This is a genomic window from Nocardioides okcheonensis (assembly GCF_020991065.1).
In the GTDB taxonomy this organism is placed as follows: domain Bacteria; phylum Actinomycetota; class Actinomycetes; order Propionibacteriales; family Nocardioidaceae; genus Nocardioides; species Nocardioides okcheonensis.
In genome coordinates this window covers 3,539,235-3,565,278 of record NZ_CP087710.1, presented here as the reverse complement: position 1 = coordinate 3,565,278, position 26,044 = coordinate 3,539,235, and the positions used below count along the sequence as shown (strand labels likewise).

Below are 26,044 nucleotides of genomic sequence, written 5' to 3'. Positions count from 1 at the left end.
ACGAAGGCCTGGCCGACAGTTCCCACTGTGCGGCCAGGCCTTCACCGGATGGTGCTGATGTGTGGCCTCAGGCCACGGTCGCGGTGCCGCCGGCAGCCTCGATCTTCTCCTTGGCGGAGGCCGAGAACGCGTCGACGCTGACCTGGACGGCGACGGAGATGTCGCCCTGGCCGAGCACCTTGACGGGCTGGCCCTTGCGGACCGCGCCCTTCGCGACGAGGTCCGCGACGGTGACCTGGCCACCGTCGGGGAACAGCTCGCCGAGACGGTCGAGGTTGACGACCTGGAACTCCACGCGGAAGGGGTTCTTGAAGCCCTTCAGCTTGGGCAGGCGCATGTGGATCGGCATCTGGCCACCCTCGAAGGCGACCGGGACCTGGTAGCGCGCCTTGGTGCCCTTGGTACCGCGGCCGGCCGTCTTGCCCTTGGACGCCTCACCACGACCCACGCGGGTCTTGGCGGTCTTGGCGCCCGGAGCGGGACGCAAGTGGTGCAGCTTGAGCGTCATGTCACTCCACCTCCTCGAACGTCACCAGGTGACGGACGGTGTTGATCATGCCCCGGATCTCCGGGCGGTCTTCCTTCACGACGACGTCGCCGATCCGCTTGAGACCGAGCGAGCGCAGCGTCTCGCGCTGGTTGGCCTTGAGGCCGACCGTGCCGCGCTTCTGCTGGACCTTGAGCTGTGCCATTACTGCTGCACCCCCGCCGTCGCCTCGAGCTGGCCCTCGGCGCGCGCCTTGAGCAGCGCGGCCGGGGTGACGTCCTCGACCCGCATGCCGCGGCGAGCAGCCACGGCCTCGGGCTCCTCGAGCATCCGCAGCGCCTCGACGGTCGCGTGGACGATGTTGATCTGGTTGGACGAGCCGAGCGACTTGCTCAGCACGTCGTGGATGCCGGCGCACTCGAGCACGGCGCGCACCGGGCCACCGGCGATCACACCCGTACCGGGAGCGGCGGGACGCAGCAGGACGACGCCCGCGGCCTTCTCGCCCTGGACCGGGTGCGGGATGGTGCCCTGGATGCGGGGGACCTTGAAGAAGTGCTTCTTGGCCTCCTCGACACCCTTGGCGATCGCCGCGGGAACTTCCTTCGCCTTGCCGTAGCCGACGCCGACCAGACCTTCACCGTCGCCGACGATCACGAGGGCGGTGAAGCTGAAGCGACGACCACCCTTCACGACCTTGGCGACCCGGTTGATCGCCACGACGCGCTCGATGTAGGCGGTCTTGTCAGCCTGGTTGCGACCGTTGTCGCGTCCGCGACGGTCACCACCCTGGCGCTCGCCACCGCGCTGTCCGCGCTGGGCTCCGCTCATGAGACTTTCTCCTCTTTCAGAATTCTTCGCGTGGGCGATCAGAACTGGAGGCCGCCCTCACGGGCGGCGTCGGCCAGGGCCGCGATGCGGCCGTGGTACTTGTTGCCGGCACGGTCGAAGACGACGTCCTCGATCCCCGCGGCCTTGGCACGCGACGCCACCAGCTCGCCGACCTTCTTGGCCTTCGCGGTCTTGTCACCCTCGGTCCCGCGCACGTCGGCCTCCATGGTGGAGGCGTAGGCGAGGGTCGCACCGGCGAGGTCGTCGACGACCTGCACCGAGAGGTGCTTGGCCGACTTGGTGACGACCAGGCGCGGACGCTCGGCGGTACCGTTGATGCGCTTGCGACCGCGCGCCTGACGACGCAGACGGGCACGGACGCGGTTCGCGGTGTGCTTGTTGTTGCTCAGCGAGATCGCCATGTCACTTACCGGCCTTTCCGACCTTGCGGCGGATGTGCTCGCCGGCGTAACGGACGCCCTTGCCCTTGTAGGGCTCGGGCTTGCGCAGCTTGCGGATCTTGGCCGCGACCTCGCCGACGAGCTGCTTGTCGATGCCGACGACACCGAGCTTGGTCGGGCCCTCGACGGTGAAGGTGATGCCCTCGGGGGCGTCGAAGACGATCGGGTGGGAGTACCCGAGCTGGAACTCCAGCTGGGTGGGGCCCTTCGGCAGGACGCGGTAGCCCACGCCGACGATCTCGAGCTTCTTCTCGTAGCCCTCGGTGACACCCACCACCATGTTGTGGATGAGCGTGCGGGTCAGGCCGTGGAGCGAGCGGCTGTTGCGCTCGTCGTCGGGGCGCTGCACCTCGAGGATGCCGTCCTCGCCCTTGGCGACCGTGATCGGCGCCGCGATGGTGTGCGACAGGGTGCCCTTGGGGCCCTTGACGGTCACCAGCGAGTCGTCGATCGCGACGTCGACACCGGACGGGACCGCGATGGGGAGCTTGCCAATGCGCGACATGCTTCTCTCTCTTCCTGGTCTCAGTTGGTCCGGGTCACCAGACGTAGGCGAGGACTTCGCCGCCCACGCCCTTCTGGTTCGCCTGGCGGTCGGTCAACAGGCCCTGCGACGTCGAGATGATCGCGACACCGAGGCCACCGAGGACCTTGGGCAGGTTGGTGTGCTTGGCGTAGACACGCAGGCCGGGCTTGCTGATGCGGCGGACACCCGCGATCGAGCGCTCCCGGTTGCGGCCGTACTTGAGCGTGACGGTCAGCGTCTTGCCGACGGCGGGCTCGCCCTCGGCGGTGGCGTTGTCCGTGACGTCGTAGGAGGTGATGTAGCCCTCCTGCTTGAGGATCTCCGCGAGGCCGGCCTTCATCTTGCTGTAAGGCATCGACACCACGTCGTGGTACGCCTGGTTGGCGTTGCGCAGACGCGTGAGCATGTCTGCGATCGGGTCAGTCATCGTCATGATGTGGGTTTCTTTCTCGTCGTGGTTTCCCCAGGCTCGCGGCCTGGGGACCTGCAACGTGTTGAGAGGTGATTACCAGGAGAAGGCGATTACCAAGAGGACTTGGTCACGCCGGGCAGCTCGCCGCGGTGGGCCATCTCGCGCAGGCAGATGCGGCAGAGGCCGAACTTGCGGTAGACGGCCTTCGGGCGACCGCAGCGCTGGCAGCGGGTGTACCCGCGGACGGCGAACTTCGGCTTGCGGGCGGCCTTGACCTTCAGAGCAGTCTTCGCCATGTCAGTTCTCCTTGAACGGGAAGCCGAGCTGCTTGAGCAGCGCACGGCCCTCGTCGTCGTTGGTGGCGGTGGTCACGACGGTGATGTCCATGCCGCGCGAACGGTCGATCTTGTCCTGGTTGATCTCGTGGAACATGACCTGCTCGGTGAGACCGAACGTGTAGTTGCCACGACCGTCGAACTGCTTGGGCGAGAGGCCGCGGAAGTCGCGGATGCGTGGCAGCGCCAGGGACAGCAGGCGGTCCAGGAACTCCCACATGCGGTCGCCGCGCAGGGTGACGTGCGCGCCGATCGGCATGCCCTCGCGCAGCTTGAACTGCGCGATCGACTTGCGGGCCTTCGTCACGGCCGGCTTCTGGCCGGTGATCGCGGTGAGGTCACGGATCGCGCCCTCGATCAGCTTGGAGTCACGAGCAGCCTCGCCGACACCCATGTTGACCACGATCTTGGTCAGGCCGGGGACCTGCATGATGTTGGCGATCTCGAACTCGGAGCGCAGCGCGGGGACGATCTCCTCGCGGTAGCGCGCCTTGAGCCGCGGAATCTCCGTGGAGGTGGTCTCGGCCATCTCAGATCTCCTTGCCGGTCTTGCGGGACACGCGGACCGAGCGGCTGGCGGCGTAGGTCGAGCCGTCGGGACGGCGCTTGGTGACCTCGTCGCGGCGGAACCCGACGCGGGTGACGCCGTCACCCTCGACCAGCATCACGTTCGAGACGTGGATGGGGGCCTCGCGGGTGATGATGCCGCCGGTGGTGCCGGTCTGCTGCACGGACTTGGTGTGGCGCTTGACGAGGTTCACTCCCTCGACGATCACGCGGTCCTCCTCGCGGAGCACCGAGATGACCTTGCCCTGGGCACCCTTGTCCTTGCCAGCGATCACCTTGACGGTGTCGCCCTTCTTGATGTTCATGTGCTTACCCATCTCTCACAACACCTCCGGGGCGAGCGAGATGATCTTCATGAAGCGCTTCTCGCGCAGCTCGCGGCCGACGGGGCCGAAGATGCGCGTACCACGGGGCTCGCCGTCGTTCTTGAGGATGACGGCGGCGTTCTCGTCGAAGCGGATGTAGGAACCGTCGGCGCGGCGACGCTCCTTGACGGTGCGCACGACCACGGCCTTGACGACGTCGCCCTTCTTGACGTTGCCACCGGGGATCGCGTCCTTGACGGTGGCGACGATGACGTCACCGATGCCGGCGTAGCGACGCCCAGAGCCACCGAGAACACGGATGCAGAGGATCTCCTTCGCACCGGTGTTGTCGGCGACCTTGAGTCGCGACTCCTGCTGGATCATTGATTTCTCCTGGTTGTCGAGCTGGTTCTCTCAAGCCCTCGCGGGACTGGAGCCTGGCCGAACTGGTGGGGTTTCTGGGTGGTGCTGGTCCGGTGAGCCGGGCTTGGCCCGACTCACCGGGTGCTCACTTGGCCTTCTCGAGGACCTCGACGAGACGCCAGCGCTTGGTGGCGGAGAGCGGACGGGTCTCCATGATGAGGACCCGGTCGCCGATGCCGCACTGGTTGGTCTCGTCGTGGGCCTTGAGGCGCGACGTCTTGCGCAGGACCTTGCCGTAGAGGGCGTGCTTCACGCGGTCCTCGACGGCGACGACGATGGTCTTGTCCATCTTGTCGCTCACGACGAGGCCCTCGCGGACCTTGCGCTGGTTGCGCTCGACCGACGTGGTCGCAGTGTTCTCGCTCATGCCTTCGCCTCTTCGTTGGTGCCCGGCGTGGTGCGGATCCCGAGCTCACGCTCACGGACCACGGTGTAGATCCGGGCGATGTCCTTCTTGACCGTGCGGAGCCGGCTGTGGCTCTCCAGCTGGCCGGTGGCCGCCTGGAACCGGAGGTTGAACAGCTCCTCCTTGGCCTCGCGCAGCTTCGCCTCCAGGTCGGTGGCGTTGAGCTCGTCGAGCTCGTGGGCGTTCAGCTTGGTAGCCATCAGAATTCACCGGCCTCACGGGAGATGAACCGGCACTTCATCGGGAGCTTGTGCATCGCGCGGCGCATGGCCTCGCGGGCAACGGTCTCGTCGACGCCGGAGAGTTCGAACATGACGCGGCCGGGCTTGACGTTGGCAACCCACCACTCGGGGGAACCCTTGCCGGAACCCATGCGGGTCTCGGCAGGCTTCTTGGTCAGCGGGCGGTCCGGGTAGATGTTGATCCAGACCTTGCCGCCACGCTTGATGTGACGGGTCATGGCGATACGGGCCGACTCGATCTGCCGGTTGGTCACGTAGTGACCCTCGACCGCCTGGATGCCGAAGTCACCGAAGGCCAGCGTGGTGCCACCCTTGGCAACGCCACGGCGCTTGGGGTGGTGCTGCTTGCGGTGCTTGACGCGACGGGGCATCAACATGAGGTCAGGCCTCCTGTCCGGTGCTCGGTGCAGCCTCGGCGGCGGGCGCGGCTGAGGTCTCAGCGGTCGCCTCGGCGCGAGGAGCGCGGTCGCCGCGCGAGCCACGGCTCGGACGGTCACCGCCACGGGTGTTGGGACGACCACCGCGGCCGGGGGCACCGGCGCGGGCGGCCTGCTGGGCCTGGCGCTCGGCACGGGTGCCGGCGACCTCGCCCTTGTAGATCCAGACCTTCACGCCGATGCGGCCGAAGGTGGTCTTGGCCTCGTAGAAGCCGTAGTCGATGTCGGCACGCAGGGTGTGCAGGGGCACGCGGCCCTCGCGGTAGAACTCGGTGCGCGACATCTCGGCGCCGTTGAGGCGGCCCGAGCACTGGATCCGGATGCCCTTGGCACCCGAGCGCATCGAGGTCTGCATCGCCTTGCGCATCGCACGACGGAACTGCACGCGACCGGCGAGCTGCTCGGCGACGCCCTGGGCGACCAGCTGCGCGTCGACCTCGGGCTGCTTGACCTCGAGGATGTTCAGCTGGACCTGCTTGCCCGTGAGCTTCTCGAGCTCGCCGCGGATGCGGTCGGCCTCGGCGCCGCGGCGACCGATGACGATGCCGGGACGCGCGGTGTGGATGTCCACCCGGACGCGGTCACGGGTGCGCTCGATCTCGACCTTGGAGATGCCGGCCCGCTCCATGCCCTTGGAGAGCAGCTTGCGGATCGCGACGTCCTCGCCGACGTACGACTTGTAGAGCTTGTCGGCGTACCAACGGCTCTTGTGGTCGGTCGAGATGCCCAGACGGAAGCCGTTCGGGTTGATCTTCTGGCCCATCAGGCACCCTTTCCGTTCTTCTTGGCCTGCGTGTTCAGCGCGTCAGCCGGCTGCACCGCGAGGGTGATGTGGCTGGTGCGCTTGTTGATGCGGGTCGCACGGCCCTGGGCACGCGGACGCCAACGCTTCATCGTCGGGCCCTCGTCGACCATCGCGACGGAGAGCACCAGGTCGGCCCGGTTGAGGCCCTCGGTGGTCTCGGCGTTGGCGACGGCGCTCTCCAGCACCTTGTAGACGGTCTCGGAGGCGGCCTGCGGCGCGAACTGCAGCAGGGTGAGGGCCTCGTCGACGGGGAGGCCGCGGACCATGTCGACGACACGGCGGGCCTTCATCGGGGTGATCCGCACGTAGCGTGCGCTGGCGAACGCGCCCGGCTGGTCGCCGAGCAGCGACTCGCGGCGCGCACTGGTGCGGCTGCGCTCGGTGGTGCTCATCGACGGCGTCCCTTCCGGTCTTCCTTGACGTGCCCGCGGTAGGTGCGGGTGGGGGCGAACTCCCCGAGCTTGTGGCCGACCATCGAGTCGGTCACGAAGACGGGGACGTGCTTGCGACCGTCGTGCACGGCGATGGTGTGACCGATCATGTCGGGCACGATCATCGACCGGCGCGACCAGGTCTTGATGACGTTGTGCGAGCCCTTCTCGTTCTCGGCGTCCACCTTCTTCTGGAGGTGGCCGTCCACGAAGGGACCCTTCTTGAGGCTACGAGGCATGTCGGTTACTTCCTACCCTTGCCGGACTTGCGACGACGGATGATCTGGGAGTCGCTGGCCTTGCTCTTGCGAGTACGGCCCTCGGGCTTGCCCCAGGGGGAGACCGGGTGACGACCACCGCTGGTCTTGCCCTCACCACCACCGTGCGGGTGGTCGACCGGGTTCATGACGACACCACGGACGGTCGGGCGGACGCCCTTCCACCGCATGCGGCCGGCCTTGCCCCAGTTGATGTTCGACTGCTCGGCGTTGCCGACCTCGCCGATCGTCGCGCGGCAGCGCACGTCGACGTAGCGCATCTCGCCCGAGGGCATGCGCAGCGTGGCGCGGCTGCCCTCACGGGCGACCAGCTGGGCGGACATGCCGGCCGAGCGGGCGATCTTCGCGCCGCCACCCGGACGCAGCTCCACGCAGTGGATGGTCGAACCGACCGGGATGTTGCGCAGCGGCAGGTTGTTGCCGGGCTTGATGTCGGCGTTGGGACCCGACTCCACCGCGGTGCCCTGGGTCAGACCCTTGGGCGCGATGATGTAGCGCTTCTCGCCGTCGGCGTAGTGCAGCAGCGCGATGCGGGCGGTGCGGTTGGGGTCGTACTCGATGTGAGCGACCTTGGCCGGCACGCCGTCCTTGTCGTAGCGACGGAAGTCGATGATGCGGTAGGCGCGCTTGTGACCGCCACCCTTGTGCCGGGTGGTGATGCGGCCCTGGTTGTTGCGGCCGCCGTTCTTGGGCAGCGGGCGCGTCAGCGACTTCTCGGGCGTCGACCTGGTGATCTCGACGAAGTCGGCCACCGACGAGCCGCGGCGGCCCGGCGTGGTCGGCTTGTACTTGCGGATAGCCATATCAGTTCCTATTCAGCGAGCCCGGTCAGGAGACCGGACCTCCGAAGATGTCGATGCGGTGACCCTCGGCGAGGCTGACGATCGCGCGCTTGGTGTTGGGACGCTTGCCCAGGCCGTAGCGGGTGCGACGCGTCTTGCCCTGGCGGTTGATCGTGTTGACCGAGGTGACCTTGACGTCGAAGACCTTCTCGACCGCGATCTTGATCTCGGTCTTGTTGGCGTCCGGGTGGACGATGAAGGTGTACTTGTTGGCGTCGAGCAGGCCGTAGCTCTTCTCCGACACGACCGGCGCGATCAGGACGTCGCGGTGGTCCTTGTGCAGGGTGCTCACTTGTCGCTCTCCTTCTCGGCACGGGTGAGGCCGGCAGCCTCGGCGTCCTCGACGGACTTGAACCAGAAGTCGCCGCCGGCGGCGTCGTAGTCGGCGTCGCCCTCGACGAGGTAGACGCCCGACGTCTTGCCGAGGACCTCGAAGCCCTTCGGGTTCTTGCCGCTCTTCAGCGGGGCCTTGGCGCCCGCCGGGAGCTCCGGGGTGTCGGTGGTCTCGGTGGCGGCCGGCTTCTCGGCCGCAGCGGCCGGGGCGGACGAACCGCCCACGAAGACGTCGTAGGCACCCTTGGTGAAGACCACGTCGTCGGCGGCCAGCACGTCGTAGGTGTTGAGCTGGTCGACGGCGACGATGTGGACCTCGGGCGCGTTGCGCAGCGAGAGCCAGGTGAGGGCGTCGGAGCGCTCGAGCACGACGAGGTAGCCCACGCGGTCGGTCAGCGACGTCAGCGCGGCGAGCGCACCCTTGGTGGAGGGCTTGTCACCCGATACCAGCGAGTCGACGACGTGCACGCGGCCGTTGCGGGCCCGGTCGGAGAGGGCACCGCGCAGGGCGGCGGCCTTCATCTTCTTGGGGGTGCGCTGCGAGTAGTCGCGCGGCTGCGGGCCGTGGACGGTGCCACCGCCGGCGAACTGCGGGGCGCGGGTCGAGCCCTGGCGGGCGCGGCCGGTGCCCTTCTGCTTGTAGGGCTTGCGGCCACCGCCGCGGACCTCGCCGCGGGTCTTGGTGGCGTGGGTGCCCTGACGCGCAGCGGCCTGCTGGGCCACGACGACCTGGTGGATCAGGGGGATGTTGACCTCGACGTCGAAGATCTCGGCCGGGAGGTCGACCTTGACGGTCTTGACAGCCATGCTCAGGCCTCCTTGCCAGAGTTGGTGGTGCTCTTGGCGGCCGAGCGGAGGACCACGAGACCGTTCTTGGGGCCGGGGACGGCACCCTTCACGAGGATCAGGCCCTTCTCGGCGTCGACGGCGTGCACCGTCAGGTTCTGGGTGGTCACCGTGTCGTTGCCCATGCGGCCCGACATCCGGGTGCCCTTGAACACGCGACCCGGCGTGGCGCACGCGCCGATGGAGCCGGGCTTGCGGTGGTTGCGGTGGGCACCGTGGGAGGCGGAGACACCGGAGAAGCCGTGACGCTTCATGGTTCCGGCGAAGCCCTTGCCCTTGCTGGTGCCGGTGACGTCGATCTCCTCGCCGGCGGCGAAGGTGTCGACCCCGAGCTCCTGGCCCACGGTGTAGCCGGCGGCGTCGGCGGTGCGGATCTCCACCACGTGGCGGCGGGGGGTGACCCCGGCCTTGGTGAAGTGTCCGGCCTCCGGGGAGTTCACCTTGCGCGCCTCGATCTCGCCGAAGCCGACCTGGATGGCGTTGTAGCCGTCCACCTCGGGCTGGCGGACCTGGGTCACGACGTTGGTGCTCGCCGCGATGACGGTCACGGGGACGACCTTGTTGTTCTCGTCCCAGAGCTGGGTCATGCCGAGCTTGGTGCCCAGCAGGCCCTTCACGTTGCGTTCGAAAGTCTTAGCCATGTCGCGCCTCAGAGCTTGATCTCGATGTCGACACCGGCGGGCAGGTCGAGACGCATCAGCGAGTCGACGGTCTTCGGCGTCGGGTCGATGATGTCGATCAGGCGCTTGTGGGTGCGCATCTCGAAGTGCTCGCGGGAGTCCTTGTACTTGTGGGGCGAACGGATGACGCAGTACACGTTCTTCTCGGTCGGCAGCGGCACAGGGCCGGCGACCTTCGCACCCGTACGGGTGACGGTGTCCACGATCTTCCGCGCCGAGGTGTCGATCACCTCGTGGTCATAGGCCTTGAGCCTGATGCGGATCTTCTGTCCCGCCATAGGTCCCTGTCCTCTTCGATCTCGTACGCCTGGTCTGGTCTCAGCGCCCTGCCCCGGTGGGCCGGCGCCGCCTGTCTCTCCTCCACCCTCCGACCCCCGCGGTCGGGCGTGTCGTGGGCTGGAACCGAGATTCCGGCCGTGACACGTCCCCTGCGGGAAGCGGTGTTTCTCTGGGTGGCACCCGACGGTTGTCGGATCTGGTCGGGTCTCCGATCACTGTCGTGACCTGGCGCGGTGCACGCAGACGACTGTTTCGATCAAGGAGACGCGATTCAGAAGTCAAGGTGTGCCGCGCCCCGGCGACCCGCCGGAGCAACCGGAACATCTTGGCAGACGCAGCGAGCACACACCAAATCGGAGCACGGGGCCGTCCGGTGAGGGACGTGTCACCCGGCGTCGGTGTCCGCCGCGAGCGCGACCAGCCGCCTGCCGATGCGGGTCGCGGTGCCCTCGACCGGGTCCACGAGCAGCTCCCAGCCGTGACCGGAGCGGCCCGCCACGAAGGGTACGCCGGCGGCGCGGGCGAGGTCGCGGGCGGCCGCGAAGATCGCGTCGCCGTCACTGGGCGCCATCACCACCAGGCCGTCGGGCACCCCGCCCGCGGCGAGCCGCGGACCGAGGTCGGCGAGGTCGGTGCCCTCCCACGCCGGGGGGCCGGAGACGTCGGCCCAGGCATCGACGTCGGCCCCCGCGGCGACCGCCATCACGGTGAGCGACCCGCCCATCGAGGTGCCGAGCAGGACCACGCGGGACGCGCCGAGCTCGTCCCGTGCCCGCGCGACGGCCGGCGCGACCTCGTTGAGCGGGTCGGCGTCCGCGTCGTCGGGGCAGGTGGACTCCCCGTAGCCGCAGGGGTTGACCAGCAGGGAGGTGATCCCGGCCTGCCCGGCGGCGGCCGCGGCCCACCGACCCCAGCCGCACAGCCCGCTGATCTGCGGCAGCAGCACCGCGACCGTGTCGCTGGTCGCGGGGCCGATGCGCGCCGCCTCGACCTCTCCCCCGGTCCGGCCGGGGAGGGTGAGGGCCTCCAGCTCGGCGTCGTCGGGGATCGCCGACAGGCAGCGCTCGCGCAGCGCGGTGGTGGCGTCGACCGACGCGCTCGGGGCGGACGCGTCGGGCCCCGCCGCGCCGCCGTCGGTCGCCGGCGAGCAGCCGGCCAGGCCCAGGCAGGCCACCAGCGTCGTCGTGGCCGTCGCCCGGCGTACCGCTCCCCCGCGTCCCCGCACGCTCCCGAGGATAGGGAGGCGCCGACGCCCCGTCGAGGCCTACGCTCGCGCCATGGCGAGCCTGCGCGACCTCTGGGACTTCGACGACCCCGCCGCCAGCGAGCAGCGCTTCCGTGCGCACGCCGACGCCGCCGCCGAGCCGGCTGCGACCCACGCCCGGACCCAGGTGGCCCGCGCGCTCGGCCTGCAGGAGCGCTACGCCGAGGGCCACGCCGTCCTCGACCCCCTCCCGACCACCGACGACGAGGCCGCGGTGCGGGTGGCCCTCGAGCGCGGCCGGCTGCTGCGGTCGGCCGGGGACGCGGCGGCCGCACGCCCCCGGTTCGAGGAGGCCGCGGCGCGCGCCGCGGCGACCGGCCTCGAGGAGCTGGAGGTCGACGCGCTCCACATGGTCGCACTGGTCGCGGGGCCGGACGAGGCGCTGGCGGCGAACGAGCGTGCGCTGGCCCGTGCGCTGGCCGCGTCGGACCCGGCCGCCCGCGACTGGGACGCGTCCCTGCTCCACAACATCGCGATGGTGCACGCCGACGCCGGCGACCACGCCGCGGCGCTCCCCATCTTCGAGCAGGCCCTCGCGGCCCGCCAGCGGATCGGCGACCCGGCCCGCACCCGGGTCGCGCGATGGATGGTGGCGTGGTCGCTGCGCCACCTCGGACGCACCGACGAGGCGCGCGCCGCGCAGCTCGCGCTCAGGGCCGAGCTCGAGGCCGTCGGCGAGGAGGACCCCTACGTCGACGAGGAGCTGGACCTCCTCGGCGAGTGACGGCTCAGGCGCGCCGGCGGTAGCAGTAGTCGACGATGTCCCGGCCGACGTCGACGCCCTTGCGCTCGAACCGCGTCACCGGACGCTCGGACCACCGCTCGACCGGCCCGCCCTCGAGCGTCGGCTCGGCGTCGAGCACCTCGCGCATCTGCTCGGCGTAGTCGGCCCAGTCGGTGGCCAGCCGCCACGCTCCCCCGGGCACCAGCCGCGACGACGCGAGCGCGGCGTTGGCCGGGTTCACCAGGCGCCGCTTGTGGTGCTTGGTCTTGCGCCACGGGTCGGGGAAGAAGGTCCAGAGCTCGGTGAGGCTGCCCGGGGCGAGCAGGTGCTCCAGGGACCACACGGCGTCGACCGAGCAGAAGCGGACGTTGTCCGCGCCGGCCTCGGCCACCCGCCACAGCGAGTCGGCCACGCCCGGGCGCCACACCTCCAGCGCCAGCACGTTGTGGTCCGGGCGCGCGGCCGCCAGCACGGCCGTCGCCTCGCCGATGCCCGACCCGATCTCCACGATCAGCGGCGCCCTGCGTCCGAACCGCTCGGCGAGGTCGAAGTCGGGCCGGTCGACCGCCTCGTCGGGGATCACCCAGTCGGCCTGGTGGGCCGCCCACGCCTCGGCCTGCCGCGGCGTGAAGCGGCTGCCACGGCGCGAGTAGGTGAGCACCTCCCTCATGCGGCGCCCGTCCTCGGTCAGCTTGAGGTGCGGGCGAGCGGGGCGTACGACGTCGTTCACGGTCCTATTTTGCGCTCGCTCCGCTCGCGCGTGCTCGGCGCCCCCGGAGACGTCGTCTTCCCTCCTCGCTCGACGGCGCTGCCTCGCTGCGCTCGTCACGCTTGCTCGCTCGTCGGTCCAGACGACGTCGGGCGCCGAGCGCGAGTGCTGGGGATTCCCCTCACCCCCGCTCGAGGGCTTCCCTCACATCCGCTCGAGGGCTCCCGTCAGCACGCCGCGCAGGCGCTGCTCGATGTCGTCGAACTCGGGCTGGCCGATGATCAGCGGCGGCGCGAGCTGGATGACCGGGTCGCCGCGGTCGTCGGCCCGGCAGTAGAGCCCGGCGTCGAAGAGCGCCCCGGAGAGGTAGCCGCGGAGCAGGCGCTCGGACTCCTCGTCGTTGAAGGTCTCCTTGGTCTCGCGGTCCTTGACCAGCTCGATGCCGTAGAAGTAGCCGTGGCCCCGGACGTCGCCGACGATCGGGATGTCGAGCAGCTTCTCCAGGGTGGCCCGGAAGGCCGGCGCGTTCTGCTGGACGTGGTCGGTGAGGCCCTCGCGCTCGAAGATGTCGAGGTTCGCCATCGCGACCGCCGACGACACGGGGTGCCCGCCGAAGGTGTAGCCGTGGGCGAAGAGCGTGGTGCCGGACTTGAACGGCTCGAAGAGCCGGTCGCTGGCGATCATCGCGCCGATCGGCGAGTAGCCCGAGGTCATGCCCTTGGCGCAGGTGATGATGTCGGGCTGGTAGCCGAACTCGCTGGCACCGAACATCTCGCCGACGCGCCCGAACGCGCAGATCACCTCGTCGGAGACCAGCAGCACGTCGTACTCGTCGCAGATCTCGCGGACCCGCTCGAAGTAGCCGGGCGGGGGCGGGAAGCAGCCGCCGGCGTTCTGCACCGGCTCGAGGAACACCGCGGCGACGGTGTCGGGGCCCTCGAACTCGATCGCCTCGGCGATCCGGTCGGCGGCCCAGCGACCGAAGGCCTTCTCGTCGTCGCCGAGGTAGTCGGGGCGGCGGTAGAAGTTGGTGTTGGGCACCTTGTGCGCGCCCGGGACGAGCGGCTCGAACATCTCCTTCAGCGGCGGGATGCCGGTGATGGAGAGCGCGCCCTGCGGGGTGCCGTGGTAGGCGACGGCCCGCGAGATCACCTTGTGCTTGTTGGGCCTGCCGGTCATCTTGTAGTACTGCTTGGCCAGCTTCCAGGCCGACTCGACCGCCTCGCCCCCGCCGGTGGTGAAGAACACCCGGTTGAGGTCGCCGGGGGCCATCGCGGCGATCCGGTCGGCCAGCTCGACGGCCCGCGGGTGCGCGAAGGACCACAGCGGGAAGAACGCCAGCTCCTTGGCCTGCCGCGCCGCGGCCTCGGCCAGCTCGTCGCGCCCGTGTCCGACCTGGACGACGAACAGGCCGGCGAGGCCGTCGATGTACTCGTGGCCGTGGCTGTCCCAGATCTTGTGCCCCTCGCCGCGGACGATGAGCGGCATCTCGCCGCCCTTCTCGTAGGTCGAGTGGCGGGTGAAGTGCAACCACAGGTGGTCGCGGCCGGAGCCCTGGTAGTCGAAGGACTCGTCGAGGGAGGGTTGGATGCTCATCGCGTTCCCCAGTTGTAGTGCTGCTTGTTGAGCTTGAGGTAGACGAAGGTCTCGGAGGAGACCACTCCCTCGAGCTCCCGGACCTGTCGCATGACCTCGAGGAGGTGCGGGTCGTCCTCGCAGACGACCTCGACGAGGAGGTCGAAGCTGCCGGCCGTGGTGACGACGTAGTCGACCTCGTCGATCTGGGCGAGCAGGTCACCGACCTGCCCCGGGTCGCCGTGCGTGCGGATGCCGATCATCGCCTGCCGGGTGAAGCCCACCTGCGTGGGGTCGGTGACCGCGACGACCTGCATGACGTCGGAGTCCAGCAGCTTCTGCACCCGGGCGCGTGCGGCTGCCTCCGAGAGGCCGACCGCCTTGGCGATCGCGGCGTAGGAGATCCGCCCGTCCTCCTGCAGCAGCTCGATGATCCGCTTGGCGGTCGCGTCGAGGCGCACCCCTCCGTCGCTCATCGCCGCACCTGCGTCGGGGGCCGCACGAATCGCTCGCTGCGCTCGGTCATGCCGCACATCGTGCTGTGCGCAGCGCCTCATCGCAAGTACCACGGCACGGATTCCGCAATCTGCTGTCAAGGAATCCGCGATTCCCGCAGTTTCCTTCGGACGAACTATGGAGATTGCCCGCGCGTCGTCCTAGTCTCCCTTCACCGCACCCGACCGGGAGGACTTCGTCGTGACCAGCCCACGCACGCTGCGCAACTTCATCGGTGGCACCTACGTCGACGCCCGGGGCCCGGCCACGACCGACGTCGTCGACCCGTCCACCGGGCAGGTGGTCGCGACCGCGCCGGTCAGCGGGGCCGACGACGTCGACGCGGCCTACGAGGCCGCCGACCGCGCCTTCGGCGAGTGGGGCAGCACCACCCCGAGCGAGCGCCAGCAGGCGCTGCTGAAGATCGCCGACGCGATCGAGTCGCACGCCGAGGAGCTCATCGACCTCGAGTCGGCCAACACCGGCAAGATCAAGGCGCTCACGGCGAGCGAGGAGATCCCGCCGATGGTCGACCAGCTGCGCTTCTTCGCCGGGGCCGCCCGGGTGCTGGAGGGCAAGGCCGCGGGCGAGTACATGGCGGGGCACACGTCGTGGATCCGGCGCGAGCCGATCGGCGTGGTCGGCCAGGTCACGCCGTGGAACTACCCGCTGCTGATGGCGGTCTGGAAGATCGGGCCCGCGCTCGCAGCCGGCAACACCGTCGTCCTCAAGCCCAGCGACACCACGCCCGAGAGCACCCTGCGCCTGGCCGAGATCGCCGCGGAGCACCTGCCCGCCGGCACCCTCAACGTCGTCACCGGCGACCGCGAGACCGGCCGGCTGCTCGTCGAGCACCGCACCCCCGGTCTCGTCGCGATCACCGGCTCGGTGCGCGCCGGCGCCGAGGTGGCCGCCAGCGCCGCCCCGAACCTCAAGCGCGTCCACCTCGAGCTCGGCGGCAAGGCGCCGGTCGTGGTCTTCGACGACGCCGACATCGAGGCCGCGGTCGAGGGCATCGCGATCGCGGGCTACTTCAACGCCGGGCAGGACTGCACCGCCGCCACGCGCGTGCTGGTCGCGCCGGGGATCCACGACGAGTTCGTCGCCGCGCTCGCCGACTACGCCCGCACCCAGGCCCCCGTGGGCCTGCCCGACGACGCGGACGCGCTGTTCGGCCCGGTCAACAACGCCACCCAGCTGGCGCGGGTGAGCGGCTTCATCGAGAACCTGCCGTCGCACGCCAGCGTCGCGGCCGGCGGCAACCGACGCACGGACCTCGGCGCGGGCTACTACCTCGAGCCGACCGTGCTCTCGGGCCTGCGCCAGGACGACGAGGCGATCCAGGACGAGATCTTCGGCCCGGTCATCACCGTGCAGCAGTTCGGCGACGAGGCCGAGGCGGTCCGCTGGGCCAACGGTGTCGACTACGGACTCGCGTCCTCGGTGTGGACCAAGGACTTCGGTCGCGCCATGCGGATGTCGAAGGCCCTCGACTTCGGGTGCGTGTGGATCAACACCCACATCCCGCTGGTCGCGGAGATGCCGCACGGCGGCTACAAGAAGTCCGGCTACGGCAAGGACCTCTCGATGTACGGCTTCGAGGACTACACCCGCGTCAAGCACGTCATGGCGAACATCGAGAGCTGACACGACCCACCAGAGCTTCGGGCCCGAGCGAAGGACCACGACATGACACCGATCCCCCGCCGATCGCGGCGCCACCTCTCGGAGCCGGCCGCCGCCCTGACCCGCGCCGCGTCGGGCGGCCTGAGCCGCCGGGCGCTGCTCGGCACGGGCCTGGCCACGGGCGCCGGCGTGGCGCTCAGCGGCTGCGCGCCGCCCGAGCCGCCGACGGGCTCGGGCAGCCTGGCCAGCCTCGACCTGCCGAAGGACGTCTCGGACACCGAGAAGATCCTGAAGTGGGCCAACTGGACGGCCTACCTCGACCTCAACGGCAAGGAGACGAGCTCGCCGACGCTCACCGCGTTCGAGGAGCAGACCGGGATCACGGTGAGCTACAGCGAGGACGTCGACGACAACGACTCCTACTACGCCAAGGTCGCCCCCCAGCTGCGCGCCGACCAGAGCATCGACCGCGACATCTTCACCTTCACCGACTGGATGGCGGGCCGCGTCATCCGCGACCAGCTCTGCCAGCCGCTGCAGCTGATCGAGATGCCGAACGTCGTGACGCACCTGCTGCAGCCGCTCAAGGAGGTCAGCTTCGACCCCGGCCGCAACTACTCCATCACCTGGCAGAGCGGCTTCGCCGGCATCGGCTACAACCGCGACAAGGTCGGCCGCGAGCTCAAGTCGCTCGACGACCTGTGGGCCGACGACCTCAAGGGGCGCATCGTCGTGCTCTCCGAGTTCCGCGACACCGCCGCCCTCGTGATGCAGTCCCAGGGCGTCGACATCACCAGCGACTGGGGCCGGACCGAGTTCGAGAAGGCGCTCGACTTCATCGAGGGCAAGATCGAGGACGGCTACATCCGCAAGGTGAAGGGCAACTCCTACCTGGAGGACCTCACCAGCGGCAACGCCGTCGCCGGCATCACGTGGAGCGGCGACATCTTCGTCCTCGCCGCCGACACCGAGGACCCGTCGTGGACCTTCACGATCCCCGAGTCCGGCGGCACCCTGTGGTCGGACAACCTGATGGTGCCGATCACCGCCACGCACCGCCGCAACGCCCAGAAGCTCATGGACTACTACTACGACCCGGCCGTCGCGGCGCAGGTCGCGGCCTGGGTGAACTACGTCTGTCCCGTCGACGGGGCGCAGGCGGAGATGGAGAAGATCGACCCGGACCTCGCCGAGAGCCAGTGGATCTTCCCCACCGCCGACTTCATCTCGGAGTCCAACATCCAGCAGTTCCGCGCTCTCGACGCCGACGAGGAGATCGAGTACGCCGACCTGTGGTCCACCAAGGTGATGGGGAACTGACATGGCTGGATTCCGCGAGGCCCGTGGCGACCTCCTGCTCGAGGGCGTGACCAAGTCGTTCGGCGACTTCACCGCCGTCGACGACATCGACCTGACCGTCCCCCGGGGGTCGTTCTTCGCCCTGCTCGGCCCGTCCGGCTGCGGCAAGACGACGACCCTGCGCATGGTCGCCGGGCTCGAGCAGCCCACCGTCGGCCGGGTGCGCATCGGCGACACCGACCTCACCGGCTCGCGGCCCTACGAGCGGCCGGTCAACACGGTGTTCCAGTCCTACGCGCTCTTCCCGCACCTGACGATCCGCGACAACGTCGCCTTCGGACCGCGGCGGCGCAAGGACAAGGACGCCAACCGGCGTGCCGACGAGGCGCTCGAGCTGGTGCAGATGACCCAGTTCGCCACCCGCAAGCCGTCCCAGCTCTCGGGCGGCCAGCAGCAACGCGTCGCGCTGGCCCGCGCGCTGGTCAACCACCCCGAGGTGCTCCTCCTCGACGAGCCGCTCGGCGCGCTCGACCTCAAGCTGCGCCGCGAGATGCAGGTCGAGCTCAAGCGGATCCAGACCGAGGTGGGGCTCACCTTCATCCACGTCACCCACGACCAGGAGGAGGCCATGACCATGGCCGACACGGTCGCGGTGATGAACAAGGGGCGCATCGAGCAGATGGGTCCGCCGGCCGCCCTCTACGACCTGCCCCGCACCCGCTTCGTGGCCAACTTCCTCGGCCAGGCCAACATCGGCGAGGGCACCATCGAGGCCACGGACGGCGACCGCGTCGTGGCCGACGTGCTCGGCACCAAGGTGCAGATCCTCAAGTCCCGCTCGCAGGTCCACGAGGGCAACCTGCTCTTCGGCGTACGCCCCGAGAAGGTGACCGTCTCGCGCAAGCAGCCCGACGGGGTCGGCAACGACGTCAAGGGGGTCGTCCGCGACGTCTCGTTCCTCGGGGTCGCGACGAGCTACCTGGTCGACATGCCGAGCGGCGCGACCTGGAGCTGCTACGAGCAGAACCTCGACGTCGAGCCGCTCGACCTCCGGCCGGGTGACGAGGTCTGGCTGACCTGGAACCCGGGCCACGCCTTCGGCGTGCCGGTCGCCTCATGAGCTCCCTCGCCCAGGTCTCGCAGGTCGCGGGCGACCCGTCGGTCCACCCGACGCCGCCCGCGCCGGAGACGGAGAAGCGCAGCTGGACCGCCTACCTGCTGCTGCTCCCCGGCGTGCTGTGGCTCGGCGTCTTCTTCATCCTGCCGCTGGTCCAGCTCGCCGCGGTGAGCCTGCAGAGCCGCTACCCCGGCTTCCCCGGCTACTACTACCGCGACCTCAACTTCGAGAACTACGCCAGCGCCCTCACCGACTACGCGCCGCACTTCGCTCGCTCGTTCGTCTACGCCGGGCTCGCGACGTTCCTCGCCTTCGTGGTCGCCTACCCGCTGGCCTACGCGATGGCGTTCAAGGCCGGCAAGTGGCGCAACCTGATGATGATCTGCGTCGTCGCGCCGTTCTTCACCTCCTTCATCCTGCGCACCTTCGCGTGGTCGCAGATCCTCGCCGACGAGGGCTGGGTGGTGCGCAGCCTGGACTTCCTGCACCTGCTGCCCGGCGGCCACATCATCAACACCCCGGTCGCGGTGGTCGCGGGCCTGACCTACAACTTCCTCCCGTTCATGGTGCTGCCGATCTACGCCTCGCTCGAGCGCGCCGACCCGAGGGTCATCGAGGCCGGGGGCGACCTCTACGCCAACGGGTTCACCACGTTCCGGACCGTCACCCTGCCGATGTCGATGCCGGGCGTCCTCGCCGGCACGCTGCTGACCTTCATCCCGGCGGCCGGCGACTTCGTCAACATGGAGCTGCTCGGCCCCCAGCGCGGGAAGATGGTCGGCAACGTCATCAACGACCAGTTCCTCGCGATCCCGGGCGGCTACCCGGTCGCGGCTGCGCTCTCGTTCACCCTGATGGCCGCGATCCTGGTGATGGTCTTCCTCTACGTCCGCCGCTTCGGCACCGAGGAGCTGGTGTGAGATGACCGCGACCACGACCTCCCGCGCCACGGCTCCGGGCGCCCCGGGACCGTCGGGCGGCAGCCCGGCCTACCGCCCCTCGGCGGCGAAGCGGGCCCAGCTGTGGCTGGCCAACCACTTCGCGATGCTGTCGGCGATCCTCGTCCTGCTCTACCTGTTCCTGCCGGTCGCCTACACCTTCGCGTTCTCCTTCAACGACCACGGCAAGACCAACATCGTCTGGCAGGGCTTCACCACCAAGCACTGGGCCGACCCGTGCCGCGTGGACGGTGCCTGCGAGTCGCTGGTCGTCTCGCTGCAGGTCGGGGCGATCTCCACGGTGGTGGCCACGGTGCTGGGCACGCTGATGGCGCTGGCGATGGTGCGCTACCGCTTCCGCGGCAAGGCGGCCAGCAACGTGCTGATCTTCGTGCCGATGGCCACCCCCGAGATCGTCATGGGTGCCGCGCTGCTGACGATCTTCGTGCAGGGCTTCACCAACATCGGCATCAGCCTGGGCTTCTGGACGATCGTCTTCGCCCACATCATGTTCTGCCTGAGCTTCGTCGTGGTCACGGTGAAGGCCCGGATCCAGTCGCTCGACCCACGCATCGAGGAGGCGGCGCAGGACCTCTACGCGGGTCCGATGGAGACCTTCTGGAAGGTCACCTTCCCGCTGATCCTGCCCGGCATCCTCGGCGCCGCCATGCTCGCGTTCTCGCTGTCCTTCGACGACTTCATCATCACCAACTTCGTCTCCGGCAACGAGAACACGTTCCCCAAGTTCGTCTACGTCGCGTCGCGGCGTGGCATCCCGGCCGAGGCCAACGTCATCGGCTTCTCGATGTTCGTGATCGCAGTGCTGCTCGTCGTCGGCGCGCAGGTCGTCAGCTCGCTGCGCGCGTCCAGGACCAAGGAGTGAACCCCTGATGGACCGACCCATGCGCGTGCTCATGGTGGGTGCGGGTGGCGTCGGCGACGCCGCCGCGCGGATCGCCGTCGAGCGTGACTACTTCGAGGCGTGGGTGGTGGCCGACTACGACCTCGCCCGCGCCGAGCGCACCGTCGCCGCGGCGCGCGGGCGACGCCCCGGCGACGAGCGGTTCAGCGCCGCGCAGGTCGACGCCTCCGACGCCGACGCGGTCGCCGCACTGGCCCGCGAGGTGCGGGCCACCCACGTCTTCAACGCCGTCGACCCGCGCTTCGTGATGCCGATCTTCACCGGCGCGCTGGCCGCGGACGCCGACTACCTCGACATGGCGATGAGCCTGTCGGTGCGCCACCCGGAGCGACCCTACGAGGAGGTGGGCGTCAAGCTCGGCGACGAGCAGCTCGCCCGCGCCGGCGAGTGGGAGTCCGCCGGGCGGCTCGCGCTGCTCGGCATCGGCGTCGAGCCCGGCCTCTCCGACGTGTTCGCCCGCTACGCCGCCGACGAGCTCTTCGACCACATCGAGGAGCTCGGCACCCGCGACGGCGCCAACCTGGTCATCCGCGACGACGACGGCAACGAGGTCTTCGCGCCCGGCTTCTCGATGTGGACGATCATCGAGGAGTGCCTCAACCCGCCGGTGGTGTGGGAGCGCGAGCGGGCCGGCGGCGACGTCGAGCGGGGCTTCTTCACCCTCCCGCCGTTCTCCGAGCCTGAGGTCTTCGACTTCCCCGAGGGCATCGGACCGGTCGAGTGCGTGCACGTCGAGCACGAGGAGGTGCTCCTCATGCCGCGCTGGGTCGAGGCGGACCGGGTGACCTTCAAGTACGGCCTGGGCGAGGAGATGATCGGCATCCTGCGCACCCTGCACACCCTCGGCCTGGACTCGACGGAGCCGGTCACGGTCAAGGGCGTCGAGGTGTCCCCGCGCGACGTCGTCGCCGCCTGCCTGCCCGACCCGGCGACCATCGGGCCGCGGATGGAGGGCAAGACCTGTGCCGGGCTGTGGGTCACCGGCACCGGCAAGGACGGCGCGCCCCGCGCGACGTACCTCTACCACGTCGTCGACAACGCCGACTCGATGCGCGACTACGGCGCGCAGTGCGTGGTCTGGCAGACCGCGATCAACCCCGTCGTCGCGCTCGAGCTGCTCGCCGACGGCACCTGGTCGGGCACCGGCGTGCTCGGTCCCGAGGCGCTTCCCCCCAAGCCCTTCCTCGACCTGCTCGCCGCACCGAAGCCCGAGGGGTACGGATCCCCCTGGGGGATGGAGGACCGCCCCTCCGGAAAGGACCTGTCATGACGCTCTCGCAGGAACGCATCCTCGCCACCGAGATCCCGGGCCCGCGCTCGCGCGAGCTCCAGGCGCGCAAGGTCGCCGCGGTCTCCGCCGGCGTCGGGACCACGCTGCCGGTCTACGTCGAGCAGGCCGGCGGCGGCGTGCTCCGCGACGTCGACGGCAACCAGCTGATCGACTTCGGCTCGGGCATCGCGGTGACCACGGTCGGCAACGCCGCGCCGCGGGTCGTCGACGCGGTGCAGCGGCAGGTCGCCGACTTCACCCACACCTGCTTCATGGTGACCCCCTACGAGGAGTACGTCGCGGTCTGCGAGAAGCTCGCCGACCTCACGCCCGGTGGGCACGAGAAGCGCTCGGCCCTCTTCAACTCCGGGGCCGAGGCCGTCGAGAACGCCGTCAAGGTCGCCCGCCACCACACCGGGCGCGACGCCATCGTCGTGTTCGACCACGCCTACCACGGCCGCACCAACCTGACGATGGCGCTGACCGCGAAGAACATGCCCTACAAGCACGGCTTCGGCCCGTTCGCGGGCGAGATCTACCGCGCGCCGATGGCCTACCCCTACCGCTGGCCGGGTGGGCCCGAGGCCTGCGCCGACGAGGCGTTCGAGGCCTTCGTGACGACCGTCCACGCGCAGGTCGGCGAGGACAACTGCGCCGCGGTGCTGATCGAGCCGATCCAGGGCGAGGGCGGTTTCATCGTCCCGCCGCCGGGCTGGCTGCGCCGCGTCGCCGACTGGTGCCGCGAGCACGACGTCCTCTTCATCGCCGACGAGATCCAGACCGGCTTCGCCCGCACCGGCGACTGGTTCGCCAGCGACCACGAGGGCGTGGTGCCCGACCTCGTCACGACCGCGAAGGGCATGGCCGGAGGCCTCCCCCTGGCCGCGGTGACCGGGCGCGCGGACGTGATGGACTCCGTCCACGTCGGCGGGCTCGGCGGCACCTACGGCGGCAACCCCGTGGCGTGCGCCGCGGCGCTCGCCGCGATCGGGACGATGGAGGCCGAGGACCTGCCGGCGCGCGCCCGCGAGATCGAGAAGGCGTTCCTGCCCCGCCTCGAGGCGATCGCCGCACGTCACCCCGACCGGGTGGGCGACATCCGCGGCCGCGGCGCGATGCTGGCGCTGGAGCTCGTCTCCGACGGCCCCGGCCGCACACCCGACGCCGCCCTCGCCGGCGCCGTGCACCGGGCGTGCTCCGCGGAGGGCCTCGTCACCCTGACCTGCGGGACCTTCGGCAACGTCTTCCGGTTCCTGCCGCCGCTCGCCATCGGCGACGACCTGCTCGCCGAGGGGCTCGACGTCTTCGAGGCCGCCTTCGACGCGGCCGTGGCTGGCAAGGTGGAGAAATGACCAGCGAGAGCGTGCTCCAGTCCGTCCCCCACCAGCTGCTCATCGGCGGCAGCTGGGTCGACGCCACCGGCGGTGCCACCTTCGACGTGCTCAACCCCGCCGACGAGCAGGTGCTGGCGAGCGTCGCCGACGCCACCCCCGGCGACGGCGAACGGGCCCTCGCAGCCGCCGCCGAGGCGCAGCGCGAGTGGCGCGCGACCGAGCCGCGCAAGCGCGGTGAGGTGCTGCGCAGCGCCTTCGAGCTGCTCACCGAGCGCGCCGACGACTTCGCCCGGCTGATGACCCTCGAGATGGGCAAGACCCTGGCCGAGGCGCGCGGCGAGGTGGCCTACGGCGCGGAGTTCTTCCGCTGGTTCTCCGAGGAGGCGGTCCGCATCCACGGCCGCTACTCCGAGGCGCCGGCCGGCGGGACCAGGCTGATCACCATGAAGGGCCCCGTCGGCCCGACCCTGATGATCACGCCCTGGAACTTCCCGCTGGCCATGGGCACCCGCAAGATCGGACCGGCCATCGCCGCCGGGTGCACGATGGTCGTCAAGCCCGCCGCCGAGACACCGCTGACGATGCTGGCGCTCGCCGCACTGCTCGAGGAGGTCGGGCTCCCCGCCGGGGTGCTCAACGTGCTCACCACCACCGACTCCGGTGGCGTGTGCGAGCCGATCATCCGCGACCCGCGGCTGCGCAAGCTCACCTTCACCGGCTCCACCGCCGTCGGCAAGGTGCTCGTGGCCCAGGCCTCCGACCAGCTGCTGCGGGTCTCGATGGAGCTCGGCGGCAACGCGCCGTTCCTCGTCTTCGAGGACGCCGACCTCGACGCCGCCGTCGACGGCGCGATGCTCGCCAAGATGCGCAACATCGGTGAGGCCTGCACGTCGGCCAACCGGTTCCTGGTCCACGAGTCGGTGGCCGAGGAGTTCTCCTCCCGGCTGGCCGGGCGGATGGGCGCCCTCACCGTCGGCGACGGCACCCGTGACGGCGTCGACGTCGGACCCCTCATCACCGACAAGGCCCGCACCGGCGTGCACGACCTGGTCCACGACGCCGTGTCCGGAGGTGCCCGCGCCCTGGTGGGCGGCGAGGTCCCGGACGGCCCCGGCCACTTCTACCCGCCGACCGTGCTCGTCGACGTGCCGCCGTCCGCGCGGCTGCTGCGCGAGGAGATCTTCGGTCCGGTCGCCCCCGTCACCACGTTCACCGACGAGGACGAGGCGCTCGCACGTGCCAACGACACCGAGTACGGCCTGGTCGCCTACGTCTTCACCCGCGACCACGCCCGCGTGCTCCGGGTCAGCGAGGCGCTCGACTTCGGCATGGTCGGCGTCAACACCGGCATCGTCTCCAACCCGGCCGCCCCGTTCGGCGGGGTCAAGCACTCGGGCTTCGGGCGGGAGGGCGGCTTCGAGGGCATCGAGGAGTACCTCGAGACCAAGTACGTCGGGAGCGCGCTGTGATCGAGGGCGCCGTGCCCGTCGACCGGGCCCGGCTGGCCGCCCTGCACGCCGAGGAGGAGCAGCGCTTCGTCGACCTCCACCCCACCTCGGCCCGGCTCGCCGACGAGGCCGGCCGGCACCTGCTCGCCGGCGTGCCGATGCCGTGGATGACCCGCTGGCCCGGGTCGTTCCCGCTCTTCGTCGAGTCCGCCGCCGGCGGCCGCTTCACCGACGTGGACGGCCTCGACTACGTCGACCTCTGCCTCGGCGACACCGGCTCGATGACCGGCCACTGCCTCCCGGCCGTCGCCGAGGCGGTCCGCGAGCGCACCGAGCGCGGCATCACCACGATGCTCCCCTCGACCGACGCCGCCTGGGTGGCCGGCGAGCTGAGCCGCCGCTTCGGGCTGCCCCGCTGGCAGATGGCGATGACCGCCACCGACGCCAACCGCTTCGTGCTGCGCTTCGCCCGCCACCTCACCGGCCGACCGCGGATCGCGGTGATGGACTGGTGCTACCACGGCACGGTCGACGAGACCCTCGGCGTGCTCGAGCACGGCCGGGCCGGCGACCGGGTGGTGCCGCGCCCCGGCGCGCTCGGCCCGCAGGTCGACGTGTCGGTCACCACCGCGGTCGTGCCGTTCAACGACCTCGACGCGCTCGACCGGCGCCTGTCCGAGGGCGACATCGCGTGCCTGCTGATGGAGCCGGCCCTCACCAACATCGGCATCGTGCTGCCCGACGAGGGCTACCTCGCCGGCGTCCGGGAGGTGACCCGACGCCACGGCGTCCTGCTCGTCAACGACGAGACGCACACCATCTGCGCCGGTCCCGGCGGCGCCACCGCCGCGTGGGGGCTCGAGCCCGACCTGGTGGTCATCGGCAAGCCGATCGGTGGTGGCATCCCGGTCGCCGCCTACGGCATGACCGACGAGGTGGCCTCCCGCCTCGAGGGACCGATGCTCGGCCACGACATCGACGTCGCCGGCGTCGGCGGCACCCTGTCCGGCTCGGCGCTGGCGATGGCCGCGGTCCGGGCGACGCTCTCGACCGCGCTGCGCCAGGAGGACTTCGACGTCGCGATCCCGCTCGCCGAGTCGTTCACCGCGGGCATCAGCGAGGTGATCGCGGAGCACGGGCTGCCGTGGCACGTGCAGCGGCTGGGCTGCCGGGCGGAGTACTGGTTCTGCCCTCCCCCGCGCGCCGGCGCCGAGGCGGCCGCCGCCGTCGACGAGGAGCTCGACGCGTTCTTCCACCTCTGGACGGTCAACCGGGGCGTGCTGCTCGCACCGTTCCACAACATGTCGCTCTTCGCGCCGTCCCACACCCGGGCCGACGTCGACGCCCACACCTCGGCCTTCCGGGGTGCCGTGGAGGCGCTCGTCGGATGACGGCCG

35 protein-coding genes are annotated in these 26,044 nt (G+C 70.2%); 10 read left to right on the top strand and 25 right to left on the bottom strand.

From position 1 onward, the window contains the following. Positions 1-67: 67 nt before the first annotated feature. The 22 genes from rplO to LN652_RS17300 all read right to left on the bottom strand — a co-directional run bounded on the left by rplO (position 68) and on the right by LN652_RS17300 (position 11,151). Positions 68-508, bottom strand: coding sequence for a 50S ribosomal protein L15 (gene rplO / locus LN652_RS17405; RefSeq protein ID WP_211733352.1), 441 nt, complete (start codon positions 506-508; stop codon positions 68-70). Between the two features lies 1 nt (position 509). Next, the gene (gene rpmD / locus LN652_RS17400) at positions 510-692 is read right to left on the bottom strand and encodes a 50S ribosomal protein L30 (protein WP_090969275.1); all 183 of its coding nucleotides are present in this window, start codon (positions 690-692) and stop codon (positions 510-512) included. Beyond that, positions 692-1,318 (bottom strand): 30S ribosomal protein S5, encoded by a 627-nt coding sequence (gene rpsE, locus LN652_RS17395; RefSeq protein WP_230441847.1) that lies wholly within the window; start codon positions 1,316-1,318, stop codon positions 692-694. Before rpsE ends, rpmD begins: the two co-directional genes overlap by 1 nt. 38 nt (positions 1,319-1,356) lie before the next feature. Beyond that, positions 1,357-1,740, bottom strand: a complete 384-nt coding sequence (rplR, locus tag LN652_RS17390) for a 50S ribosomal protein L18 (protein WP_211733354.1) — start codon at positions 1,738-1,740, stop codon at positions 1,357-1,359. Between the two features lies 1 nt (position 1,741). After that, positions 1,742-2,284, bottom strand: coding sequence for a 50S ribosomal protein L6 (gene rplF, locus LN652_RS17385; RefSeq protein ID WP_230441846.1), 543 nt, complete (start codon positions 2,282-2,284; stop codon positions 1,742-1,744). A gap of 34 nt (positions 2,285-2,318) precedes the next feature. After that, the gene (gene rpsH, locus LN652_RS17380; RefSeq protein WP_230441845.1) at positions 2,319-2,738 is read right to left on the bottom strand and encodes a 30S ribosomal protein S8; all 420 of its coding nucleotides are present in this window, start codon (positions 2,736-2,738) and stop codon (positions 2,319-2,321) included. Positions 2,739-2,827: 89 nt separating this feature from the next. Continuing rightward, positions 2,828-3,013, bottom strand: coding sequence for a type Z 30S ribosomal protein S14 (locus LN652_RS17375; protein WP_011757321.1), 186 nt, complete (start codon positions 3,011-3,013; stop codon positions 2,828-2,830). Position 3,014: 1 nt separating this feature from the next. After that, entirely contained in the window at positions 3,015-3,581 is a 567-nt protein-coding gene (rplE, locus tag LN652_RS17370) for a 50S ribosomal protein L5 (protein WP_211733357.1), read from the bottom strand. 1 nt (position 3,582) lies between these two features. Then, on the bottom strand, positions 3,583-3,936 hold the full coding sequence (gene rplX, locus LN652_RS17365) for a 50S ribosomal protein L24 (RefSeq protein ID WP_230441844.1): 354 nt from the start codon (positions 3,934-3,936) through the stop codon (positions 3,583-3,585). A 3-nt stretch (positions 3,937-3,939) separates the two neighbouring features. Further along, positions 3,940-4,308 (bottom strand): 50S ribosomal protein L14, encoded by a 369-nt coding sequence (gene rplN / locus LN652_RS17360; RefSeq protein WP_056599693.1) that lies wholly within the window; start codon positions 4,306-4,308, stop codon positions 3,940-3,942. Between the two features lie 124 nt (positions 4,309-4,432). Then, on the bottom strand, positions 4,433-4,714 hold the full coding sequence (gene rpsQ, locus LN652_RS17355) for a 30S ribosomal protein S17 (protein ID WP_230441843.1): 282 nt from the start codon (positions 4,712-4,714) through the stop codon (positions 4,433-4,435). Then, positions 4,711-4,953, bottom strand: coding sequence for a 50S ribosomal protein L29 (gene rpmC / locus LN652_RS17350; RefSeq protein WP_230441842.1), 243 nt, complete (start codon positions 4,951-4,953; stop codon positions 4,711-4,713). Before rpmC ends, rpsQ begins: the two co-directional genes overlap by 4 nt. After that, complete coding sequence (gene rplP, locus LN652_RS17345; protein WP_210439925.1) at positions 4,953-5,372, bottom strand: 50S ribosomal protein L16; 420 nt, start codon at positions 5,370-5,372, stop codon at positions 4,953-4,955. The genes rpmC and rplP overlap by 1 nt, the downstream gene beginning before the upstream one ends. A gap of 4 nt (positions 5,373-5,376) precedes the next feature. Continuing rightward, positions 5,377-6,195, bottom strand: a complete 819-nt coding sequence (rpsC, locus tag LN652_RS17340; RefSeq protein ID WP_230441841.1) for a 30S ribosomal protein S3 — start codon at positions 6,193-6,195, stop codon at positions 5,377-5,379. Then, a complete protein-coding gene (gene rplV, locus LN652_RS17335; RefSeq protein ID WP_230441840.1) occupies positions 6,195-6,629 on the bottom strand; it encodes a 50S ribosomal protein L22 in 435 nt (144 codons plus the stop codon). The genes rpsC and rplV overlap by 1 nt, the downstream gene beginning before the upstream one ends. Then, positions 6,626-6,907, bottom strand: a complete 282-nt coding sequence (gene rpsS / locus LN652_RS17330) for a 30S ribosomal protein S19 (protein ID WP_056906592.1) — start codon at positions 6,905-6,907, stop codon at positions 6,626-6,628. The genes rplV and rpsS overlap by 4 nt, the downstream gene beginning before the upstream one ends. Positions 6,908-6,912: 5 nt before the next feature. After that, complete coding sequence (rplB, locus tag LN652_RS17325; protein ID WP_211733363.1) at positions 6,913-7,749, bottom strand: 50S ribosomal protein L2; 837 nt, start codon at positions 7,747-7,749, stop codon at positions 6,913-6,915. Positions 7,750-7,774: 25 nt separating this feature from the next. Beyond that, positions 7,775-8,080, bottom strand: coding sequence for a 50S ribosomal protein L23 (rplW, locus tag LN652_RS17320; RefSeq protein ID WP_186342465.1), 306 nt, complete (start codon positions 8,078-8,080; stop codon positions 7,775-7,777). Then, a complete protein-coding gene (rplD, locus tag LN652_RS17315; RefSeq protein WP_230441839.1) occupies positions 8,077-8,928 on the bottom strand; it encodes a 50S ribosomal protein L4, sunset domain variant in 852 nt (283 codons plus the stop codon). The genes rplW and rplD overlap by 4 nt, the downstream gene beginning before the upstream one ends. A 2-nt stretch (positions 8,929-8,930) precedes the next feature. After that, positions 8,931-9,608 carry a 50S ribosomal protein L3 gene (rplC, locus tag LN652_RS17310; RefSeq protein ID WP_230441838.1) on the bottom strand — a complete coding sequence of 226 codons (678 nt, stop codon included), beginning with the start codon at positions 9,606-9,608 and terminating at the stop codon, positions 8,931-8,933. Positions 9,609-9,616: 8 nt separating this feature from the next. Further along, on the bottom strand, positions 9,617-9,925 hold the full coding sequence (rpsJ, locus tag LN652_RS17305) for a 30S ribosomal protein S10 (RefSeq protein WP_008360994.1): 309 nt from the start codon (positions 9,923-9,925) through the stop codon (positions 9,617-9,619). Between the two features lie 386 nt (positions 9,926-10,311). Next, positions 10,312-11,151, bottom strand: coding sequence for an alpha/beta hydrolase (locus LN652_RS17300; RefSeq protein WP_230441837.1), 840 nt, complete (start codon positions 11,149-11,151; stop codon positions 10,312-10,314). A 52-nt stretch (positions 11,152-11,203) separates the two neighbouring features. On the opposite strand from LN652_RS17300, the gene LN652_RS17295 reads away from it, so the two are divergent. After that, positions 11,204-11,914, top strand: coding sequence for a tetratricopeptide repeat protein (locus LN652_RS17295; protein ID WP_230441836.1), 711 nt, complete (start codon positions 11,204-11,206; stop codon positions 11,912-11,914). A gap of 4 nt (positions 11,915-11,918) precedes the next feature. On the opposite strand, the gene trmB is transcribed toward LN652_RS17295, so the two are convergent. From trmB to LN652_RS17280, 3 genes are all read right to left on the bottom strand, one after another. Beyond that, positions 11,919-12,644 carry a tRNA (guanine(46)-N(7))-methyltransferase TrmB gene (trmB, locus tag LN652_RS17290; protein WP_230441835.1) on the bottom strand — a complete coding sequence of 242 codons (726 nt, stop codon included), beginning with the start codon at positions 12,642-12,644 and terminating at the stop codon, positions 11,919-11,921. A gap of 183 nt (positions 12,645-12,827) precedes the next feature. Further along, complete coding sequence (locus LN652_RS17285; RefSeq protein WP_230441834.1) at positions 12,828-14,219, bottom strand: aspartate aminotransferase family protein; 1,392 nt, start codon at positions 14,217-14,219, stop codon at positions 12,828-12,830. Continuing rightward, positions 14,216-14,674 carry an Lrp/AsnC family transcriptional regulator gene (locus LN652_RS17280; protein ID WP_230441833.1) on the bottom strand — a complete coding sequence of 153 codons (459 nt, stop codon included), beginning with the start codon at positions 14,672-14,674 and terminating at the stop codon, positions 14,216-14,218. The genes LN652_RS17285 and LN652_RS17280 overlap by 4 nt, the downstream gene beginning before the upstream one ends. 220 nt (positions 14,675-14,894) lie before the next feature. Between LN652_RS17280 and LN652_RS17275 the strand changes: the two genes are divergently transcribed. The 9 genes from LN652_RS17275 to LN652_RS17235 are packed head-to-tail and all read left to right on the top strand — an operon-like array spanning position 14,895 to position 26,038. Continuing rightward, positions 14,895-16,340 (top strand): gamma-aminobutyraldehyde dehydrogenase, encoded by a 1,446-nt coding sequence (locus LN652_RS17275; protein WP_230441832.1) that lies wholly within the window; start codon positions 14,895-14,897, stop codon positions 16,338-16,340. A gap of 42 nt (positions 16,341-16,382) precedes the next feature. Next, the gene (locus tag LN652_RS17270; protein ID WP_230441831.1) at positions 16,383-17,639 is read left to right on the top strand and encodes an ABC transporter substrate-binding protein; all 1,257 of its coding nucleotides are present in this window, start codon (positions 16,383-16,385) and stop codon (positions 17,637-17,639) included. A 1-nt stretch (position 17,640) separates the two neighbouring features. After that, entirely contained in the window at positions 17,641-18,738 is a 1,098-nt protein-coding gene (locus LN652_RS17265) for an ABC transporter ATP-binding protein (protein WP_230441830.1), read from the top strand. Further along, a complete protein-coding gene (locus LN652_RS17260) occupies positions 18,735-19,655 on the top strand; it encodes an ABC transporter permease (protein ID WP_230441829.1) in 921 nt (306 codons plus the stop codon). Before LN652_RS17265 ends, LN652_RS17260 begins: the two co-directional genes overlap by 4 nt. A gap of 1 nt (position 19,656) precedes the next feature. Then, positions 19,657-20,556 carry an ABC transporter permease gene (locus LN652_RS17255; protein WP_230441828.1) on the top strand — a complete coding sequence of 300 codons (900 nt, stop codon included), beginning with the start codon at positions 19,657-19,659 and terminating at the stop codon, positions 20,554-20,556. Between the two features lie 7 nt (positions 20,557-20,563). Further along, positions 20,564-21,865 carry a saccharopine dehydrogenase family protein gene (locus tag LN652_RS17250; protein WP_230441827.1) on the top strand — a complete coding sequence of 434 codons (1,302 nt, stop codon included), beginning with the start codon at positions 20,564-20,566 and terminating at the stop codon, positions 21,863-21,865. After that, complete coding sequence (gabT, locus tag LN652_RS17245; protein ID WP_230441826.1) at positions 21,862-23,217, top strand: 4-aminobutyrate--2-oxoglutarate transaminase; 1,356 nt, start codon at positions 21,862-21,864, stop codon at positions 23,215-23,217. Before LN652_RS17250 ends, gabT begins: the two co-directional genes overlap by 4 nt. After that, on the top strand, positions 23,214-24,668 hold the full coding sequence (locus LN652_RS17240; RefSeq protein ID WP_230441825.1) for an NAD-dependent succinate-semialdehyde dehydrogenase: 1,455 nt from the start codon (positions 23,214-23,216) through the stop codon (positions 24,666-24,668). Before gabT ends, LN652_RS17240 begins: the two co-directional genes overlap by 4 nt. Beyond that, on the top strand, positions 24,665-26,038 hold the full coding sequence (locus LN652_RS17235) for a transaminase (protein ID WP_230441824.1): 1,374 nt from the start codon (positions 24,665-24,667) through the stop codon (positions 26,036-26,038). The genes LN652_RS17240 and LN652_RS17235 overlap by 4 nt, the downstream gene beginning before the upstream one ends. Positions 26,039-26,044 lie beyond the last annotated feature (6 nt).

Excerpts from the sequence above, each read along its gene's own strand:
- rplO (WP_211733352.1), bottom strand. The coding sequence starts at position 508 with ATGACGCTCAAGCTGCACCACTTGCGTCCCGCTCCGGGCGCCAAGACC.
- rpmD (WP_090969275.1), bottom strand. The coding sequence starts at position 692 with ATGGCACAGCTCAAGGTCCAGCAGAAGCGCGGCACGGTCGGCCTCAAG.
- rpsE (WP_230441847.1), bottom strand. The coding sequence starts at position 1,318 with ATGAGCGGAGCCCAGCGCGGACAGCGCGGTGGCGAGCGCCAGGGTGGT.
- rplR (WP_211733354.1), bottom strand. The coding sequence starts at position 1,740 with ATGGCGATCTCGCTGAGCAACAACAAGCACACCGCGAACCGCGTCCGT.
- rplF (WP_230441846.1), bottom strand. The coding sequence starts at position 2,284 with ATGTCGCGCATTGGCAAGCTCCCCATCGCGGTCCCGTCCGGTGTCGAC.
- rpsH (WP_230441845.1), bottom strand. The coding sequence starts at position 2,738 with ATGACGATGACTGACCCGATCGCAGACATGCTCACGCGTCTGCGCAAC.
- LN652_RS17375 (WP_011757321.1), bottom strand. The coding sequence starts at position 3,013 with ATGGCGAAGACTGCTCTGAAGGTCAAGGCCGCCCGCAAGCCGAAGTTC.
- rplE (WP_211733357.1), bottom strand. The coding sequence starts at position 3,581 with ATGGCCGAGACCACCTCCACGGAGATTCCGCGGCTCAAGGCGCGCTAC.
- rplX (WP_230441844.1), bottom strand. The coding sequence starts at position 3,936 with ATGGGTAAGCACATGAACATCAAGAAGGGCGACACCGTCAAGGTGATC.
- rplN (WP_056599693.1), bottom strand. The coding sequence starts at position 4,308 with ATGATCCAGCAGGAGTCGCGACTCAAGGTCGCCGACAACACCGGTGCG.
- rpsQ (WP_230441843.1), bottom strand. The coding sequence starts at position 4,714 with ATGAGCGAGAACACTGCGACCACGTCGGTCGAGCGCAACCAGCGCAAG.
- rpmC (WP_230441842.1), bottom strand. The coding sequence starts at position 4,953 with ATGGCTACCAAGCTGAACGCCCACGAGCTCGACGAGCTCAACGCCACC.
- rplP (WP_210439925.1), bottom strand. The coding sequence starts at position 5,372 with ATGTTGATGCCCCGTCGCGTCAAGCACCGCAAGCAGCACCACCCCAAG.
- rpsC (WP_230441841.1), bottom strand. The coding sequence starts at position 6,195 with ATGGGCCAGAAGATCAACCCGAACGGCTTCCGTCTGGGCATCTCGACC.
- rplV (WP_230441840.1), bottom strand. The coding sequence starts at position 6,629 with ATGAGCACCACCGAGCGCAGCCGCACCAGTGCGCGCCGCGAGTCGCTG.
- rpsS (WP_056906592.1), bottom strand. The coding sequence starts at position 6,907 with ATGCCTCGTAGCCTCAAGAAGGGTCCCTTCGTGGACGGCCACCTCCAG.
- rplB (WP_211733363.1), bottom strand. The coding sequence starts at position 7,749 with ATGGCTATCCGCAAGTACAAGCCGACCACGCCGGGCCGCCGCGGCTCG.
- rplD (WP_230441839.1), bottom strand. The coding sequence starts at position 8,928 with ATGGCTGTCAAGACCGTCAAGGTCGACCTCCCGGCCGAGATCTTCGAC.
- rplC (WP_230441838.1), bottom strand. The coding sequence starts at position 9,608 with ATGGCTAAGACTTTCGAACGCAACGTGAAGGGCCTGCTGGGCACCAAG.
- rpsJ (WP_008360994.1), bottom strand. The coding sequence starts at position 9,925 with ATGGCGGGACAGAAGATCCGCATCAGGCTCAAGGCCTATGACCACGAG.
- LN652_RS17295 (WP_230441836.1), top strand. The coding sequence starts at position 11,204 with ATGGCGAGCCTGCGCGACCTCTGGGACTTCGACGACCCCGCCGCCAGC.
- LN652_RS17285 (WP_230441834.1), bottom strand. The coding sequence starts at position 14,219 with ATGAGCATCCAACCCTCCCTCGACGAGTCCTTCGACTACCAGGGCTCC.
- LN652_RS17280 (WP_230441833.1), bottom strand. The coding sequence starts at position 14,674 with ATGAGCGACGGAGGGGTGCGCCTCGACGCGACCGCCAAGCGGATCATC.
- LN652_RS17270 (WP_230441831.1), top strand. The coding sequence starts at position 16,383 with ATGACACCGATCCCCCGCCGATCGCGGCGCCACCTCTCGGAGCCGGCC.
- LN652_RS17265 (WP_230441830.1), top strand. The coding sequence starts at position 17,641 with ATGGCTGGATTCCGCGAGGCCCGTGGCGACCTCCTGCTCGAGGGCGTG.
- LN652_RS17260 (WP_230441829.1), top strand. The coding sequence starts at position 18,735 with ATGAGCTCCCTCGCCCAGGTCTCGCAGGTCGCGGGCGACCCGTCGGTC.
- LN652_RS17255 (WP_230441828.1), top strand. The coding sequence starts at position 19,657 with ATGACCGCGACCACGACCTCCCGCGCCACGGCTCCGGGCGCCCCGGGA.
- LN652_RS17250 (WP_230441827.1), top strand. The coding sequence starts at position 20,564 with ATGGACCGACCCATGCGCGTGCTCATGGTGGGTGCGGGTGGCGTCGGC.
- gabT (WP_230441826.1), top strand. The coding sequence starts at position 21,862 with ATGACGCTCTCGCAGGAACGCATCCTCGCCACCGAGATCCCGGGCCCG.
- LN652_RS17240 (WP_230441825.1), top strand. The coding sequence starts at position 23,214 with ATGACCAGCGAGAGCGTGCTCCAGTCCGTCCCCCACCAGCTGCTCATC.